The following is a 13,678-nucleotide window of genomic DNA, read 5'->3' on the forward strand; positions in this document are numbered from 1 at the left end:
CTACTGGTCCACGGCGTGGACGGAGAGGACGACCTGCTCCTCCGGCACGAGCGCCTCGAGGGCTTTGCGAGCGCTCGGGTAGTCGCGACCCTCTGCCTCGATGGTGCGGGTTGCCGTCGGTCGGAAGACCGCGGTGCCGACGAGGTCGCCGTTCACTCGACCGCCGCCGTGCAGCCCGGCGAGGGCGTGCCCGGGCGGGGTGGAGGCGAGGACGGCGGCCCGCAGGGCTGCGACGTCGGGTGCGGAGGCTTCGGTGGTGATGGTCGCGCGGTCGCGGACGGTGGCGATGAGCTTCACCCCTCCAGCCTACGGAACGTCGTGTTCCGGGCAACCCTCCACAACCTCTGCCGGAGGCGGATGCTGGAGGTATGATGGATCTACACACCCCCGGATACTTCGGTTACCGGTTAGAAGGCCCCACTCGTTGGGGCCTTCGGAATTTAAGTGGTCGACCAAGCGGGCGGGCGATGGAATCTGCCCACGGCATCGGTGAGCTGGTCGGGATACTGACAGGCGCTGAGGTCGGATTCTTCAATGGTGCCGATGACATCAGGGGCCGTCTTCACCAGTTCTTTCGAGAGGCGGGCGGTCGGCATCGGAAAGATGATGCCAGTCCGGTACCCGAGCTCGTGCTTGAGCATCGAGATCGGCCCGGCCAGGTCGGAGTCGTTCGACAGCATGACGTAGAGGTCGGCAGTGTCCGCGTGTGCGTCGGCGATCATCCTTGACGCCAGATTGACGTCCGAACCCTTCTCCTCAAGTTTGCGGACGGCGACGGTCCTGTGGCGTCCCGTCACTGGGTCGATGGTCACTGGGTGGAGGGGCATGTGACGCTTGTCGTTGCGGAACGTCCCGAGATGGACCTCGACGCGAGGGTCGGCCCGGACCGCACGCAGATACATCTGCTGACGCACAGGTGTCTGAGGATCGATTGCCATTCCCGGCCGAAGCATCGCCGTGAAGTAGCGCACCAGATCGATGTCATACCCAGGCAGGAGCCGTTCGGAGAGTTTCGGCAGGTCCAGCCACTTCAGGTGTGGTCTGCCCGTGAGCAATCGGCGGTAGAGATTGAAGCCGTCGACGTAGACGCGCGCTCTGGGTCGTGGCATGCGTTCAGGGTATGGGGCTGACGGTGAACACCCGGCGCAGGAGGCGCTTCGACGTATACAAGTTCACTCACGTCGCAGTGGGGAGCGCACCCCATCCGCCCTGACCCGCTCGTGTACCGTCGAGACGAGCGTCGGACCTGAAGGCGGCTTGAGGTCGATGCGAGGAACGAGGGTGGGATACTGTGCACAGTCCGGACGAGTTGCTCAGTGTCGGCGAGATGAGTCGTCGCACCGGCGTCGCGGTGTCGGCGCTGCACTACTACGAGCGGCTCGGCCTCATCGGTTCCGAGCGGACCGCCGGCAACCAGCGGCGATACCCCCGGCACATGCTGCGTCGCGTCGCGCTCATCTCGGTCGCGAAGCGCCTCGGTATCCCGCTCGAAGACGTGGCGGAGGCGTTCGCCGACGTGCCGCTCTCCAGCACCCCGAGTCACGAGGACTGGCAGCGTGCCTCCCGCCGCTGGCAGAAGGTCCTCGAACAGCGTCGGCGCGGGATCGAGCAACTCGAACGCGAGCTCACCGGCTGCATCGGCTGCGGCTGCCTCTCGATGAAGGCGTGCACGCTCCTCAACCCCGATGACGAGCTCGGCGACACCGGCACCGGCGCGAGGCGCATCCCGGTCTGAGCGCACTGCCTGCCCGGTGTTCAGCCGTCGTGGCGTTGTCCGAACGTGGCGGGATCGACCGGGCGCAGTCGCTTCGGCAGCCCCTCGACGACGAGCAGGTACGACTCCGTGACGAGGTCGTCGACGAACGCCGGTTCGAGCTCGCCGTCCGGCTTGAGCGAGATCCAGTGCCGTTTGTTCATGTGATATCCGGGGATGATGTCGGGGAAGGCCTCGCGCAGACTGTGGCTGTCCTCGGGCCTCGCCTTCAGGGTGACGATGGGTTCGCCCGTCGCCCCCGTCTGCAGCATGAAGACCTTGCCGCGGACCTTGTAGACGTCCCACTCCTCGCCGAACGGGTGCGTCAGCTCCGCACCGGGGAGTTCGTCGGCGCGGCGTGCCGCCCGGTCCTGCAGCTCCGAGCCGCGCATCGTGGTCCTCCTCGGAGTCGGCGTCAGCCCTGGCTGTCCGTGGGTTTGAGCCCCGCCAGGTTCTGCAGCGGGCACCAGGCGCCGAGGCGCGGGTAGTCGATGGTCACGCCGACGACCCCGTGCTCGCCGAAGGACCGGACCCAGTCGATCGCCGCAGGCATCGGGACCGCGAGCAGCGACACCGTGGCGTCCGGCGGGACCAGCCCGTTCGCGTACGCGGCCTCCTGCGCTCGCGTCCCGCTGCTGTAGATGCCGATCAGGTTCCCGGGTTGCGCTGCGAGCGCGTACGGCCGCGGGTTGTCCTCCGGACCACGGTTGATGAAGACCCACCGGTCGAGTGCGGCGACCGCCCGCCAGAGTCGGATCTGAGCGTCGATGTCGTCCGGCGCCGCCCGGCAGGCCTCGTTCAGTGCGTCGAGCTCGGCCAGCACCTCGGGAGCGGGTTCGAGGGTGCGGCCCTGGTTCGGCTGCCCCGGGGCGTCGATCTGCTCATCGACCTGGCTGTCATCGACCGGGCTGTCGTCGTTCGGGCTGCCGTCGCGGCGGAACGGGTTCTTCATGGTCACTTCCTCGTGGCTCGGGATCCGGGTTCGGGGACGTGGCCAACGCTATCGCAGGGGCCCGACGGGGAGCCGGAGGTTCAGAACGCACTCCCGAAGGCGAGGGCTTCGGCCGCTGCCTGCGCCGGCGAGCCGAAGAACGCCGGGCCGTGTCCCGGCAGCACGACGGAGGCCGGGAGTCCGGCCAGCGTCGTCAACGACTGGCGGGCGCGCTGGAGGTCGCCGTGGAACATCTCGGGGAGCAACTGCGGGCCGCCGTGCGGGCTGGTGGGGTGGGCGGTGACGAGTGCGTCGCCCGCGACGAGGACGCCGTGCTCGACGAGGAGGAATCCGAGGTGCCCCCGCGTGTGGCCGGGGAGGGGGAGCGGGCGGACCGCGACACCGAGGGTCGCGCGGAGCTCGGGCACGTCCTCGATCGCGGTGACCGACGTCGGCGGCACGACCTCGAGTCCGCCGGCCTCGACGGCGTGGTTGATCCAGGCGGCGACCCCGGGACGTTCCAGATGTGGCTGCACGTCGGCGAGTCCGACCTGCTCGAGCACCTCCCGGCGGACGTTGGGGATCTCGTCGCGGGACGCGAGGATGTCACACTCCGCCAACCCGGCGATGAACGTCGCGTTGCCGATGTGGTCGCTGTGTCCGTGAGTGAGGAGGATCGCCTGCACGTCCTCGACCGCGTAGCCGAGCGCGCCGAGGGTCGCGGTGACGGCCGCGCCGTCGCCGGGGTAGCCGGTGTCGATGAGGACCGGCCCGAGGTCGCCCTCGACGATGATCCAGTTGACGGACGGACCCTGCACGAGGTGTACCCGATCCGTGACCGTGGTGCTGCGGGTGGTGCCGTTCGGCACGGCGTCGATCTGGGACATGGGCGTCCTTCCGATTGCGGAGACGGGGTTCGGGGGAGGGGTCGGTGCTCGGGAGAGGGTCAGTGTTCGGCCGGTCCGGCGACGAGCTCATGAGCGGCCGCTGCGGCGGTCGTCGTGGCTGCAGCGCCGGCGGGATCGACGGTCGCGAGGATCGGCCGGATCAGGGTGATCAGTCGCTCGCTGAGCTCAGCCGCATCGTCGTCGCCGACCGTCGTGGTGACGAGTCCGAAGCAGGCGTCGAGCAGGACGTCTGCGACGCCGTCGAGGTCCGGGAGGTCGAGATCGTGCGCTGCGGCCTCCATGCGGAGGTTCGTGCGGGTGTACGCCCGCCAGTCGAACACCGTGTATACCGGGTCGTCCATCCGTGGCAGTTCGTGCAGGAGCCGGATGGCGCCCATCGCGATGGGGGATCGCTGCGCTTCCTGCGCGGAGGCGAGGATCATCGTCACCCACCGGAGCGCGCCGTAAGGCACGCCGATCCGTGCGTCCGCCGCCTGCCATCGTTCGTCCTGCTCCGCGATCACCGCGTGCGCGAGGCTCCGCTTCGAGGGGAACAGGTGGTACCCGATGACCGATTTCGGCTTGCCCATGACGGACGCGATGCCGGAGAACGACGTCCCGGCGTACCCGTTCCGGCCGAACTCGAGCCCGGCGGCGTCGATGATCTCGTCGCGGACCTGGTTCATCGCGTACTGGCGCAGACCGCTCACGAGCGCTCCTTCGAGGTGGAGGGCCCGTCGATCGGGCCGCTAGACGATCGTCTGAGTCAGACGCTCGTCTAGCTTAGACGAGCGTCTGTGAGGAAGCTGGGACCTGGGCAATGGCCCTGATTCGACCTCTCCGACACGTGTTGTCTAGGGGTCCTAGACATTGACGATATAGCCCCCCTAAACTACCGTGATGGTCAAGCCGATGAGGTACAAGGCGATAGTCGCTCTGCTGCGGGACGCGGGGTTCGCGCCACGACAGGGGAAGGGCGACCATGAGAACTGGTCGAACGGCCCGTTCCGTGTCACCATCACTCAGGCGAGGGACGTGTCGCCGGGTCTGGTTCGGAAGGTGTTGCAGACGATCGAGGCATCGAGGAAGGACGAGTCGAAGCGATGAACATCACAGCGATGGCGCACAAGTGGGAACACGGTTGGGAACTTCACCTCGATGGTGAGCCGGTCAGCCAGGTCGCAACGCTCGACAAGGCCGAGCAGCAGATCCGCGACTATCTCGACACCGACGACCCCGGCGTTGATCACAGCGGGTGGGTGGTGACCGTGATTCCTGAAATCGGTGCCCTCTATGACGAGGTCGTCGCCGCGCGTTCCGCTACCGAGGAAGCGACGGCAGCGTCCGCCGCGGCGGCAGCCCGCGCACGTGCAGCGGCTCGGCATCTTCGCGAAGCGGGATTCTCCGTGACGGACTCCGCCGCGATCCTCGGCGTCTCGCGAGGCCGCGTGTCTCAGCTCGTCGCACGCTGATCGGCCCGCTATCGGAAGCGCTGAGACGATCATCGATTCGAGCACTTGCGCCCGATACATTGGAGCGTCGATTCCCCGCCGATTGGAAGGCAACAGCCTATGCGCGTCACCCCTCGTGTCTGGATTGGCCTGGCGATCTACGTCGGTTACGTCGCCGTCATCTTCGTCGTATCGAAGCTCAGTGGGGTGGCGTACACCGAGATCGGGACGTCCGCAGAGTTCACGTGGCGAGGGGCGGTGCTCGACCTGGCGGTCGGTGCGGTGCTACTGACCATCACCACCTGGCTGTTGGGGTGGTGGAGGCCTGCCCTGTTCGAGCGGAGACGCTCCCACCACAAGTGGCCGATCTTCGTCCCCGCGCTCATGCTGGTCGTCGCCGTGGCGAACTTGGTCAACACCGACTGGTCGAGGTTCGACCCGTCGTTCCTCCTCTCCCTGCTCGCGCTGGGCCTGGCGGTCGGGTTCTGTGAGGAGCTGATGTCGCGCGGTCTGCTGCTGACGGCGTTCCGCTCACGTCTTTCCGAAGTGTGGGTGTGGCTGCTGACCTCCCTGCTCTTCGGAGCCATGCATCTGGTCAATGCAGCACTCGGCGCTCCATTCCTCAACACGCTCGGACAAGTGGTCCTCGCCGCGATGTCGGGCACCTGCTTTTACATCGTGCGGCGGGTGACCGGCTCCCTCATCTGGGCGATGGCGTTGCACGGCATCTGGGACGTCGCCGCGTTCTCGGTGGGCTTCGCCCCGCTCGGCACGCCCTGGGCGGCCTATCTGACGCCGGTCATCGGTATCCTCGCCGTCGCGGTCGTGTACTGGGTGATCAAGGGGACAGACGAGCGGCAGGCCGGATCCCGAACGGACGCGACACCCGCCCTGAGCTGACACTCAGGCCGGGAGCGGTTCGATGAGGCGCGGGCCTGTATTGCGGACGTTGTTCACGTCGCGCGTGACCTCGTAGTGGGTCAGGTCGTGGGCGACCGCGAAGGACTCCCGGTCGAGCAGCTGCAACAGCTGGTCGGTGTCGAGGTGGTCGCCGAGCCAGTCGTCGTAGCCGTCGGGGGTGAGGCAGGCGGGCATGCGGTCGTGGACCTCGCCCGGTGAGACGTGCGCGTCCCGCGTGATGATCGCCATCGACAGACGCCACTTGTCCGGGTCGCCCTCAGGTTTGCTGGGGTCGGGCCAGGCACTGATGATGCCCGCCATCGCGAGCGCGGCCTCGGGGTCGTGGATGAAGTGGGGCTGCTTGCCGGTCTCGGTGACGACCCACTCGTAGTACCCGCTGGCCGGGACGATGCACCGTGCCGAGGCGAAGGCCTTGCGGAACATGGAGGCGGTCGCGACCGTCTCCATGCGCGCGTTGATGGGTTGCGGGCGCTGCTTCGCGAAGTCCTTGGCCCAGCCGGGGACGAAGCCCCAACGGGCGCTGGTCGCGGTCCGTTCCTCGTGCCGGGTGCGGACCACCGTCACCTCGGTGGTGGGCGCGACGTTGTAGTCGGGCGCAGGCGCCTCGAACTCGGCCACGAGGTCCGCGAGGAGAGTGGACGTGGAATCGGTGACGACGAAGCGACCGCACATGCGCTCAGCTTAGAAGCGGGGAACCGTGAGGTCGAGGCCTCCCCGGCAGCGGGCGACTATTCGGCCGAGGGGCACCAGGTTACGAGAGTTCTCACACGTCAAGCGGAGGTGAAGGGGCCCGCCGCTCGAGGAGTACCGTGTCACGCCAGCGTCCGGCGTAGGGTCCATAACTCATGCGGGCGATCCGCTCGCGATGCCCGATCGTGCGGAACCCGACTCGTTCGTGCAGGACCAGGCTCGGGATGTTCTCGGGGAAGATGCTCGATTGGATCGTCCAGATCCCGGCGTCATCAGCGGCCGCGATGAGTGCCGAGAGCAGCCGTGTTCCGACGCCGCGTCCTGCCGCTGCCGCGGCGACGTACACCGAGTGCTCGACCACGCCGCGGTACGCCTCGCGCGCAGAGACCGGCGATGCGGCGACCCACCCGACGACCGAACCCAAATCATCAACGGCGACGAGTCGGCCGATGGTCAGCTTGCCTGCGTCGAACTGTTCCCAGCTCGGTGGGTCGGCCTCGAAGGTGGCGTTGCCGGTGGCGATGCCCGCGCGGTAGATGGTCTCGACCGCAGCCCAGTCGGCGGCGTCGAGCTCACGGACCGTTACTGCGTCGGTCACGGGCGGATCGCCTGGGAAGCGCGTTCGAGCCCGTCAGCAATGACGCGGAAGTACGCCCAGCGGCCGCGCTGTTCGCGGGTGGCGAGTCCCGCGTCGACGAGGATCCTCATGTGGTGCGACACGGTGGGCTGTGAGAGTCCGACGGGCTCGGTGAGGTCGCAGATGCACGCCTCACCGCCCTCGCTCGCTGCGATCAGCGACAGCAGCCGGACACGGGTCGGGTCACCGAGCGCTTTGAAGGTGTGCGCGATCCGCTCGGCTTCGTCGAGCGCGAGCACCCCGCCGGTCACGGGGGTGCAGCACGCTGTGGCGTCGGCTTCCAGGAGGGGCAGTTCGATCGGCATGGACACATTCTGACACGTCGTATTGACATCTGTCGATGTATGGATCAGTCTCGTCGTATTGATCGTTGTCGATTGGAGTTGCTGATGGTGAACGAGCTGCCCGTGATCGTGATTGGCGCAGGCCCGCAGGGGCTGGCCGCTGCAGCGCACCTGGTGGAGCGCGACGTTCCGGTACTGGTGCTCGAGGCCGGGTCCTCGGCGGCCGCGGCGGTGGCCGAGTGGGGTCATGTGCGGTTGTTCTCCGACTGGTCTGAGCTGGTCGACGCGGCGTCCGCTCGCTTGCTCGCGCCGACTGGGTGGACGGCGCTGACGACGGGGTACCCGACCGGCGCTCAGTGGATCAGTTCCTACCTCGCACCCCTCGCGGATGCTCTCGGAGAGCGGGTGCGGTTCGGTTCCCGCGTCGTCGGCGTGTCCCGCCGTGGCCGCGATCGCCTGGTCGATGCCGGCCGGGCAGAGCAGCCGTTCACGGTGCACGTGGAGTCCGCGGACGGCGAGTACCGCCTCGACGCTCGGGCGGTCATCGACGCCTCGGGCACCTGGTCGACGCCCAACCCGGCTGGGGCGGACGGTCTGCCGGCACTCGGGGAGCGGGCCGCGTCCGAGAGGCTCAGCTACCGGATCCCGGACTTCCGGGATCGGGCCGGGTTCGAGGGCAAGCACACCGTCGTCGTGGGGTCCGGGCACTCCGCGGTCACCGCGGTCATCGCGCTCGCGCGGATCGTACGCCGCAACCCGGACACCACGGTCACCTGGGTGCTGCGCCGCGGCACGGTCGGGAACACCTTCGGCGGCGGCGACGCTGACGAGCTGCCCGCCCGCGGAGCGCTGGGTGTGAAGGCGAAGGAACTCGTCGACGGTGGCCTCATCAACCTGGTGACGGGCTTCCGCGTCGAGCGCGTGACGCGCGACGGCGATCAGACCGTGTTGGTGTCGGAGGACGGCCGCGAGCTGCCCGGCGCTGATCGGGTGATCGTGCTGACCGGATTCCGGCCTGATCTGTCGTTCCTGTCGGAGTTGCGGATCGAGCTGGATGCGACGCTGCAGGCTCCGGTGCGGATCGCGGCCGAGGTCGACCCGAACCTCCACTCCTGCGGATCGGTCGCCGCAACCGGTGCGAAGGATCTCGCGCAGCCGGAACCGGATTTCTACATCGTCGGCGCGAAGTCCTACGGGCGTGCCCCGACGTTCCTCGCGATGACCGGCTACGAGCAGGTCCGCTCCGTCGTCGCAGCCCTCGCCGGCGACCAGGCTGCGGCCGAGCGGGTGGAACTGGTCCTCCCGGACACCGGCGTGTGTGGCGGGGCCGGCCTGTTCGATGCCGCTGGTGCGTCGCTGGGTGGTTCGTGCTGCGCGGTGCCGGAGCAGGTGCTGCAGATCGGTCGCGCGTCGGCAAGCGTCTGACCGCTCGCTGCGGGAGCTACCGGGCGAGCAGCTCGGTGCGGATCTGCTCGGCCACGGCTTCCCGCAGCGGGCGCACGGCTTCGACGTCCCAGGCCTCGGGGTTCGGGAACGACCAGGCCAAGACCTCGCCGCGCGGGGTGGCAGGCAAGATCAGGCCGGGCTTCATCAGCACCACGACGTCGGCCTGATCCAGGTCTGCGGCAGTGACCGCCCGTGGCGCTCGGTCGGTGATGTCGAGGCCGAGCTCAGCGACGGTCGCGGCGACCGCAGGGTTCACGGCACCCGATGGGGCGAGGCCTGCTGAGGTGGCGGTGAAGCGGTCTCCGGCGAGGTGTTCGAGGAGGGCTGCGCCGAGTTGGGAGCGGCCGGCGTTGTGCTGGCAGATGAACAGGACGACGGGCTTGGTCGTGGTCATGAGGGTGCTGGTGCTTTCTGGTCAGGAGGCGAGCAGGCGGGAAGCGAGGCCCGCGATGCGGCGCTCCAGTTCGGTGTAGGCGGCGTCGAACGCGGCGTCGGTGCCGACGCGCACCGGGTCGGGGATCGACCAGTGCAGATCGCCCGTGACGCCGATCTCCTCGTGCGCGTTGTCGCAGACCGTGATGACGAAGTCCCCATCACTCAGCACCGTGTCCAGGGCGCTCGGCGCGCTCGACGGGAGGGCGAGCTGGTGGCGCTCGGCGGCGGCGATCGCGCCGGGCGCGATTCGCTCGGCGGGGTGCGTGCCGCCGGAGGCGACGGGAATGGTGCTCTGGCGCGCCCAGAGGGCGGCGGCGAGTTGTGAGCGGGCGGAGTTCGCGGAGCACACGAACACGACCCGGCTGGCCGCGCCTGCAGCACCGGGCATCAGGCCGTCGAACCCGCCAGGGGTGAGGTGGACGTAGCTGCGGCGCTTGTCGCCTTCGGACGTCGTGCGGGTGATCATGCCGACGCATTCGAGCACGTTCAGGTGGTGCGTGAGCAGGTTGCCCGGGGTGCCGAGTGCGACCCGGATCTCCGTCGGGGACAGGTCACCCAACGTCAGCAGGTCGATCATCTGTAGGCGCGTGGGATCGCTCAGCGCGGCGTGCTTCGCCGCCCGCGCTTCGACCACTTCAGTTCGTTCGACGTTCATTGGTTCAATATTGACTGAAGTAACTTTGTGAGTCAAGATGATGCCGCCATGAACCCATCGAATCCCGCTCCCATCCCGGTCCGACCGCATCTGCTGCGTCGGATGCTTGCCGAGTTCGTCGGCACCGGACTCCTGGTGGCGATCGTCGTCGGCTCCGGCATCATGGCGCAACGGCTCTCACCGGATGACGTCGGGCTGCAGTTGCTGCAGAACAGCCTGACGACAGCGCTCGGGCTCACCGTGCTGATCCTGGTGCTCGGGCCCGTGTCCGGGGCCCACTTCAACCCGGTGGTGTCACTCGTGGACTGGTGGGTGAGCCGCGGCACCCCGCACGGTTTGCCGGTGCGCGACGTCCCGCCGTATGTGGCCGCGCAGATCGTTGGCGGAATCGCTGGCACCGTACTGGCCGGGGCGATGTTCGGCACAGCACCAGTGCTCTCCACGACGGACCGGGCGAGCGCTGGGACGTTGCTCGGTGAGGTCGTCGCGGCTGCCGGGCTCATCCTGGTGATCTTCGCCCTAGCTCGCTCCGGGAAGGGCGCGGTGACCGCGGCTGCGGTCGGTGGTTACATCGGGGCGGCGTACTGGTTCACGAGCTCGACGTCGTTCGCGAACCCGGCCGTGACGATCGCCCGCATGTTCACCGACACCTTCGCCGGGATCGCCCCGGCCTCGGTCGGCCCGTTCATCGCCGCGCAACTCATCGGCGCGATCCTCGGGCTCGGCCTGGTCCTCGTGCTCTATCCGACTCCCGCGCGCAGCACCGCTGCGGCCGTGGCTCCACAACCTGCAGCTCAGCTCTGAAAGGCACCCTCATGCATCTCGCAGTCATCGGCGGCAGTGACGCCGGTATCTCCACCGCTCTCCGCGCCCGCGAACTCGACCCCTCCGTGGATGTGACGGTGATCGTCGCTGACGCCTACCCGAACTTCTCCATCTGCGGCATCCCCTACTACTTCTCCCGCGAGGTCCAGCCCTGGCAGTCCCTCGCGCACCGCACCCACGCCGACCTCGAAGCCACCGGCATGACCCTGCGCCTGAACACCCTCGCAACCGGGATCGACGTCGCCGGACAGTGCCTCACCGTCCGCGACGAGCACGGCACGGAATCGACGATCGCCTACGACGAACTCATGGTCGGCACCGGAGCCTCACCCTCCACCGCCGGAATCACCGGCCTCGACCGGCTCGGCCCCGCAGACGGTGTGCACCTGCTGCACTCGATGGGCGACACCTTCGCCCTCGAGCACTACCTCGACACCCACCAGCCAGGCACCGCGATCATCGTCGGCGCCGGGTACGTGGGCTTGGAGATGGCCGAAGCGCTCACTGTCCGCGGCCTCCAGGTCACCCAACTGCAGCGCGGCCCCGAGGTGCTCTCCACCCTCGACCCGGAACTGGGTTCCCTCGTCCACGACGAACTCACCCGCCACGGCGTGAACGTCATCACCGGCACCCGCGTCGAGCACCTCAGCAGGACGAGCGCTGGCCTCACCGTGACCGGCCTGCAGGACGGCCGGCCATTCGAGCGCAGCGCCGAGCTCGTGCTCGTCGTCGTCGGCGTGCAGCCGAACACGAGCCTGCTGACCGAGGCCGGCGCGTCGACCGGGCCGGGTGGTGCGGTGGTCGTCGACGAGCAGATGCGCACCGGCCTGCCGCACGTCTGGGCGGCGGGCGACGGCATCGTCACCCACCACCGCTTGCTGGGCGTCACGTATCTGCCGCTCGGCACGACGTCGCACAAGCAGGGTCGGGTCGCGGGCGAGAACGCGATCGGCGGCAACACCCGCTTCGCCGGCAGCCTCGGCACCCAAGTGGTGAAGGTCTTCGACCTGGTTGCCGCCCGCACCGGGCTCCGCGACCAGGAAGCCGTCTCCGCCGGGTTCAGGCCGCACAGCTCGACGGCGATCGCGGACGACCACAAGGCCTACTACCCGGGCGCGACACCGATCAGCATCCGCATCACCGCAGCAACCGACAGCGGGCTGCTCCTCGGTGCGCAGCTCGTCGGCACCCGCGGCGCGGAGATCGCGAAACGCGTCGACACCTACGCCACCGCCCTGCACCACGGCATGACGGTTGACGCGATGAGCGACCTTGACCTCTCGTACACGCCGCCACTCGGCTCCCCGTGGGACGCCGTGCAGGTCGCGACACAGGCATGGAGTCGGAGTCTCAGCGCCCTGAACGGCTAGGAGGCCGCCGGCTGCTCCGACGACGAGGCGACCGCACATGCGCTCAGCAGAGGAGCGCATGTGCGGTCGGTCTGCCCCTAGCGCTCGAGGCCGGCCCGCGCGTCGCGGCGGGTCTTCGCGAGCGAGGCCACCGTCGCCACGGTGATGGTCGCGGCGATGAAGAGCAGCGAGAACCAGATCGGGATGTCGGGGATCCAGTCGATGTGTTGACCGCCGTTGATGAACGGCAGCTCGTTCACGTGGAGGGCGTGGAACACGAGCTTCACGCCGATGAAGGCGAGGATGACGGCGAGACCCTGGGCGAGGTAGACGAGACGTTCCAGCAGGCCACCGATGAGGAAGAACAGCTGGCGGAGGCCCATCAGGGCGAAGGCGTTCGCGGTGAACACGATGTACGCCTGCTCGGTGAGGCCGTAGATCGCGGGGATCGAGTCGACCGCGAACACGAGGTCGACGAACCCGATCGCGACGATCGTCAGCAGCATCGGCGTGAAGAAGCGCTTGCCGTCGATCCTCACCGAGAGTCGGTCACCGTGATAGGTGTCGGTGATCGGGAGGATGCGGCGGGCGAATCCCACGACCTTGCCGTTGGCCGGGTCGCTCCCGTGGCTGCCGAACGCCTGGCGGTACGCGAGGAACAGCAGCAGCGCGCCCATCAGGTAGAAGATCCAGGAGTAGTTCTCGATGAGTGAGGCGCCGACGGCGATGAACGCACCGCGCATGATGAGCGCGATGATGATGCCGATCATCAGCACCTTCTGCTGGTACGCCTTCGGGACGGCGAACCCGGCCATGACGATGAGGAAGACGAACAGGTTGTCGATCGACAGCGCCTTCTCGGTCAGGTACCCGGCGAAGTACTCGCCGCCGTACGTCCAGCCGGAGACGAGGCCGATGCCGACGCCGAACAGCAGGGCGAGGCTGACGTAGAAGATCGACCAGCGTGCCGACTCGGCGATCGTCGGTTCGTGGGGCTTCCGCACGTGCGCGAAGAACTCGTAGACGAAGAAGAGGATCGTGACACCGATGGTGATGATCCAGATCAGCGGGGTGACGGCCATGGTGGCTCCAGGGGCTCGAGGACGGGACTCCGACGCGATGGTCGGAACACGGTCTTCTCCACTCTCGATGAGAGCCGACACCCCGGGACCCGATGGCGGATCCGTACTGACGAGCATGTCGCGAAGGAGTACTCCCCCTGCTCCGACAAGTGTAGGTCAGGGGGTGGGCGGGGCACCTGGGAATTCGCCCTTCGACAGGCTCAGGGACCGGGTGAGGGGCGGCTCAGGGACCGGGTGAGGGGCGGCTCAGGGACCGGAGGAGGGGCGGCTCAGGGACCGGGATGGGGCTGAGGGACCGGCTGGGCTCGGAGATCGGGTGAAGCTCAGGGATC

General features: G+C 68.2%; 19 protein-coding genes. 7 read left to right on the top strand and 12 right to left on the bottom strand.

Going from position 1 to position 13,678, the window contains the following annotated elements:
- Together IFT89_RS06130 and IFT89_RS06135 are read right to left on the bottom strand one after the other, a co-directional pair.
- Nucleotides 1-297: a hypothetical protein gene (locus tag IFT89_RS06130; RefSeq protein WP_079704698.1), complete on the bottom strand. Its 297-nt coding sequence runs from the start codon at nucleotides 295-297 to the stop codon at nucleotides 1-3.
- Nucleotides 298-440: 143 nt separating this feature from the next.
- Nucleotides 441-1,109 (bottom strand): NYN domain-containing protein, encoded by a 669-nt coding sequence (locus IFT89_RS06135; protein WP_124768354.1) that lies wholly within the window; start codon nucleotides 1,107-1,109, stop codon nucleotides 441-443.
- Between the two features lie 182 nt (nucleotides 1,110-1,291).
- On the opposite strand from IFT89_RS06135, the gene soxR reads away from it, so the two are divergent.
- A complete protein-coding gene (gene soxR, locus IFT89_RS06140) occupies nucleotides 1,292-1,735 on the top strand; it encodes a redox-sensitive transcriptional activator SoxR (protein WP_255377972.1) in 444 nt (147 codons plus the stop codon).
- A 20-nt stretch (nucleotides 1,736-1,755) separates the two neighbouring features.
- Here the strand turns inward: soxR and IFT89_RS06145 are convergent, their stop codons facing one another.
- From IFT89_RS06145 to IFT89_RS06160, 4 genes are all read right to left on the bottom strand, one after another.
- A complete protein-coding gene (locus IFT89_RS06145; protein ID WP_202938515.1) occupies nucleotides 1,756-2,145 on the bottom strand; it encodes an MmcQ/YjbR family DNA-binding protein in 390 nt (129 codons plus the stop codon).
- Between the two features lie 23 nt (nucleotides 2,146-2,168).
- Entirely contained in the window at nucleotides 2,169-2,705 is a 537-nt protein-coding gene (locus IFT89_RS06150; protein WP_244650624.1) for a hypothetical protein, read from the bottom strand.
- Between the two features lie 80 nt (nucleotides 2,706-2,785).
- Nucleotides 2,786-3,571, bottom strand: coding sequence for an MBL fold metallo-hydrolase (locus IFT89_RS06155; RefSeq protein WP_202938516.1), 786 nt, complete (start codon nucleotides 3,569-3,571; stop codon nucleotides 2,786-2,788).
- A gap of 59 nt (nucleotides 3,572-3,630) precedes the next feature.
- Nucleotides 3,631-4,281 (bottom strand): TetR/AcrR family transcriptional regulator, encoded by a 651-nt coding sequence (locus IFT89_RS06160; RefSeq protein WP_064295974.1) that lies wholly within the window; start codon nucleotides 4,279-4,281, stop codon nucleotides 3,631-3,633.
- Between the two features lie 190 nt (nucleotides 4,282-4,471).
- On the opposite strand from IFT89_RS06160, the gene IFT89_RS06165 reads away from it, so the two are divergent.
- From IFT89_RS06165 to IFT89_RS06175, 3 genes are all read left to right on the top strand, one after another.
- Entirely contained in the window at nucleotides 4,472-4,678 is a 207-nt protein-coding gene (locus tag IFT89_RS06165; protein ID WP_124768358.1) for a type II toxin-antitoxin system HicA family toxin, read from the top strand.
- On the top strand, nucleotides 4,675-5,043 hold the full coding sequence (locus IFT89_RS06170) for an antitoxin HicB (RefSeq protein WP_192019714.1): 369 nt from the start codon (nucleotides 4,675-4,677) through the stop codon (nucleotides 5,041-5,043). The genes IFT89_RS06165 and IFT89_RS06170 overlap by 4 nt, the downstream gene beginning before the upstream one ends.
- A gap of 99 nt (nucleotides 5,044-5,142) precedes the next feature.
- Nucleotides 5,143-5,922: a CPBP family intramembrane glutamic endopeptidase gene (locus IFT89_RS06175; protein ID WP_199862355.1), complete on the top strand. Its 780-nt coding sequence runs from the start codon at nucleotides 5,143-5,145 to the stop codon at nucleotides 5,920-5,922.
- 3 nt (nucleotides 5,923-5,925) lie between these two features.
- On the opposite strand, the gene IFT89_RS06180 is transcribed toward IFT89_RS06175, so the two are convergent.
- The 3 genes from IFT89_RS06180 to IFT89_RS06190 form a co-directional block, all read right to left on the bottom strand.
- Nucleotides 5,926-6,615: an SOS response-associated peptidase gene (locus tag IFT89_RS06180; RefSeq protein ID WP_202938517.1), complete on the bottom strand. Its 690-nt coding sequence runs from the start codon at nucleotides 6,613-6,615 to the stop codon at nucleotides 5,926-5,928.
- A 91-nt stretch (nucleotides 6,616-6,706) separates the two neighbouring features.
- Nucleotides 6,707-7,231, bottom strand: a complete 525-nt coding sequence (locus tag IFT89_RS06185) for a GNAT family N-acetyltransferase (protein ID WP_202938518.1) — start codon at nucleotides 7,229-7,231, stop codon at nucleotides 6,707-6,709.
- A complete protein-coding gene (locus IFT89_RS06190) occupies nucleotides 7,228-7,575 on the bottom strand; it encodes an ArsR/SmtB family transcription factor (protein WP_202938519.1) in 348 nt (115 codons plus the stop codon). The genes IFT89_RS06185 and IFT89_RS06190 overlap by 4 nt, the downstream gene beginning before the upstream one ends.
- An 84-nt stretch (nucleotides 7,576-7,659) precedes the next feature.
- Between IFT89_RS06190 and IFT89_RS06195 the strand changes: the two genes are divergently transcribed.
- A complete protein-coding gene (locus IFT89_RS06195; RefSeq protein ID WP_202938520.1) occupies nucleotides 7,660-8,979 on the top strand; it encodes an NAD(P)-binding domain-containing protein in 1,320 nt (439 codons plus the stop codon).
- A 16-nt stretch (nucleotides 8,980-8,995) separates the two neighbouring features.
- Here the strand turns inward: IFT89_RS06195 and IFT89_RS06200 are convergent, their stop codons facing one another.
- Both IFT89_RS06200 and IFT89_RS06205 read right to left on the bottom strand, forming a co-directional pair.
- Nucleotides 8,996-9,394: an arsenate-mycothiol transferase ArsC gene (locus IFT89_RS06200; RefSeq protein ID WP_191940221.1), complete on the bottom strand. Its 399-nt coding sequence runs from the start codon at nucleotides 9,392-9,394 to the stop codon at nucleotides 8,996-8,998.
- Between the two features lie 21 nt (nucleotides 9,395-9,415).
- Nucleotides 9,416-10,090, bottom strand: a complete 675-nt coding sequence (locus IFT89_RS06205; protein WP_202938521.1) for an arsenate reductase/protein-tyrosine-phosphatase family protein — start codon at nucleotides 10,088-10,090, stop codon at nucleotides 9,416-9,418.
- A 48-nt stretch (nucleotides 10,091-10,138) separates the two neighbouring features.
- Here IFT89_RS06205 and IFT89_RS06210 point away from each other — a divergent pair, with 48 nt between their 5' ends.
- Together IFT89_RS06210 and IFT89_RS06215 are read left to right on the top strand one after the other, a co-directional pair.
- Nucleotides 10,139-10,894: an aquaporin gene (locus IFT89_RS06210; protein ID WP_244650625.1), complete on the top strand. Its 756-nt coding sequence runs from the start codon at nucleotides 10,139-10,141 to the stop codon at nucleotides 10,892-10,894.
- An 11-nt stretch (nucleotides 10,895-10,905) separates the two neighbouring features.
- Entirely contained in the window at nucleotides 10,906-12,285 is a 1,380-nt protein-coding gene (locus IFT89_RS06215) for an FAD-dependent oxidoreductase (RefSeq protein WP_202938522.1), read from the top strand.
- 77 nt (nucleotides 12,286-12,362) lie between these two features.
- Here IFT89_RS06215 and IFT89_RS06220 read toward each other — a convergent pair whose 3' ends face one another.
- Complete coding sequence (locus IFT89_RS06220; protein WP_202938523.1) at nucleotides 12,363-13,346, bottom strand: TerC family protein; 984 nt, start codon at nucleotides 13,344-13,346, stop codon at nucleotides 12,363-12,365.
- Nucleotides 13,347-13,678 lie beyond the last annotated feature (332 nt).

This window comes from Plantibacter sp. CFBP 13570, from assembly GCF_014841395.1.
Classification (GTDB): Bacteria; Actinomycetota; Actinomycetes; order Actinomycetales; family Microbacteriaceae; genus Plantibacter; species Plantibacter auratus.

Excerpts from the sequence above, each read along its gene's own strand:
- IFT89_RS06190 (WP_202938519.1), bottom strand. The coding sequence starts at position 7,575 with ATGCCGATCGAACTGCCCCTCCTGGAAGCCGACGCCACAGCGTGCTGC.
- IFT89_RS06170 (WP_192019714.1), top strand. The coding sequence starts at position 4,675 with ATGAACATCACAGCGATGGCGCACAAGTGGGAACACGGTTGGGAACTT.
- IFT89_RS06135 (WP_124768354.1), bottom strand. The coding sequence starts at position 1,109 with ATGCCACGACCCAGAGCGCGCGTCTACGTCGACGGCTTCAATCTCTAC.
- IFT89_RS06205 (WP_202938521.1), bottom strand. The coding sequence starts at position 10,090 with ATGAACGTCGAACGAACTGAAGTGGTCGAAGCGCGGGCGGCGAAGCAC.
- IFT89_RS06175 (WP_199862355.1), top strand. The coding sequence starts at position 5,143 with ATGCGCGTCACCCCTCGTGTCTGGATTGGCCTGGCGATCTACGTCGGT.
- IFT89_RS06165 (WP_124768358.1), top strand. The coding sequence starts at position 4,472 with ATGGTCAAGCCGATGAGGTACAAGGCGATAGTCGCTCTGCTGCGGGAC.
- IFT89_RS06220 (WP_202938523.1), bottom strand. The coding sequence starts at position 13,346 with ATGGCCGTCACCCCGCTGATCTGGATCATCACCATCGGTGTCACGATC.
- IFT89_RS06180 (WP_202938517.1), bottom strand. The coding sequence starts at position 6,615 with ATGTGCGGTCGCTTCGTCGTCACCGATTCCACGTCCACTCTCCTCGCG.
- IFT89_RS06195 (WP_202938520.1), top strand. The coding sequence starts at position 7,660 with ATGGTGAACGAGCTGCCCGTGATCGTGATTGGCGCAGGCCCGCAGGGG.
- IFT89_RS06200 (WP_191940221.1), bottom strand. The coding sequence starts at position 9,394 with ATGACCACGACCAAGCCCGTCGTCCTGTTCATCTGCCAGCACAACGCC.
- IFT89_RS06155 (WP_202938516.1), bottom strand. The coding sequence starts at position 3,571 with ATGTCCCAGATCGACGCCGTGCCGAACGGCACCACCCGCAGCACCACG.
- IFT89_RS06210 (WP_244650625.1), top strand. The coding sequence starts at position 10,139 with ATGAACCCATCGAATCCCGCTCCCATCCCGGTCCGACCGCATCTGCTG.
- IFT89_RS06215 (WP_202938522.1), top strand. The coding sequence starts at position 10,906 with ATGCATCTCGCAGTCATCGGCGGCAGTGACGCCGGTATCTCCACCGCT.
- IFT89_RS06145 (WP_202938515.1), bottom strand. The coding sequence starts at position 2,145 with ATGCGCGGCTCGGAGCTGCAGGACCGGGCGGCACGCCGCGCCGACGAA.
- IFT89_RS06150 (WP_244650624.1), bottom strand. The coding sequence starts at position 2,705 with ATGAAGAACCCGTTCCGCCGCGACGGCAGCCCGAACGACGACAGCCCG.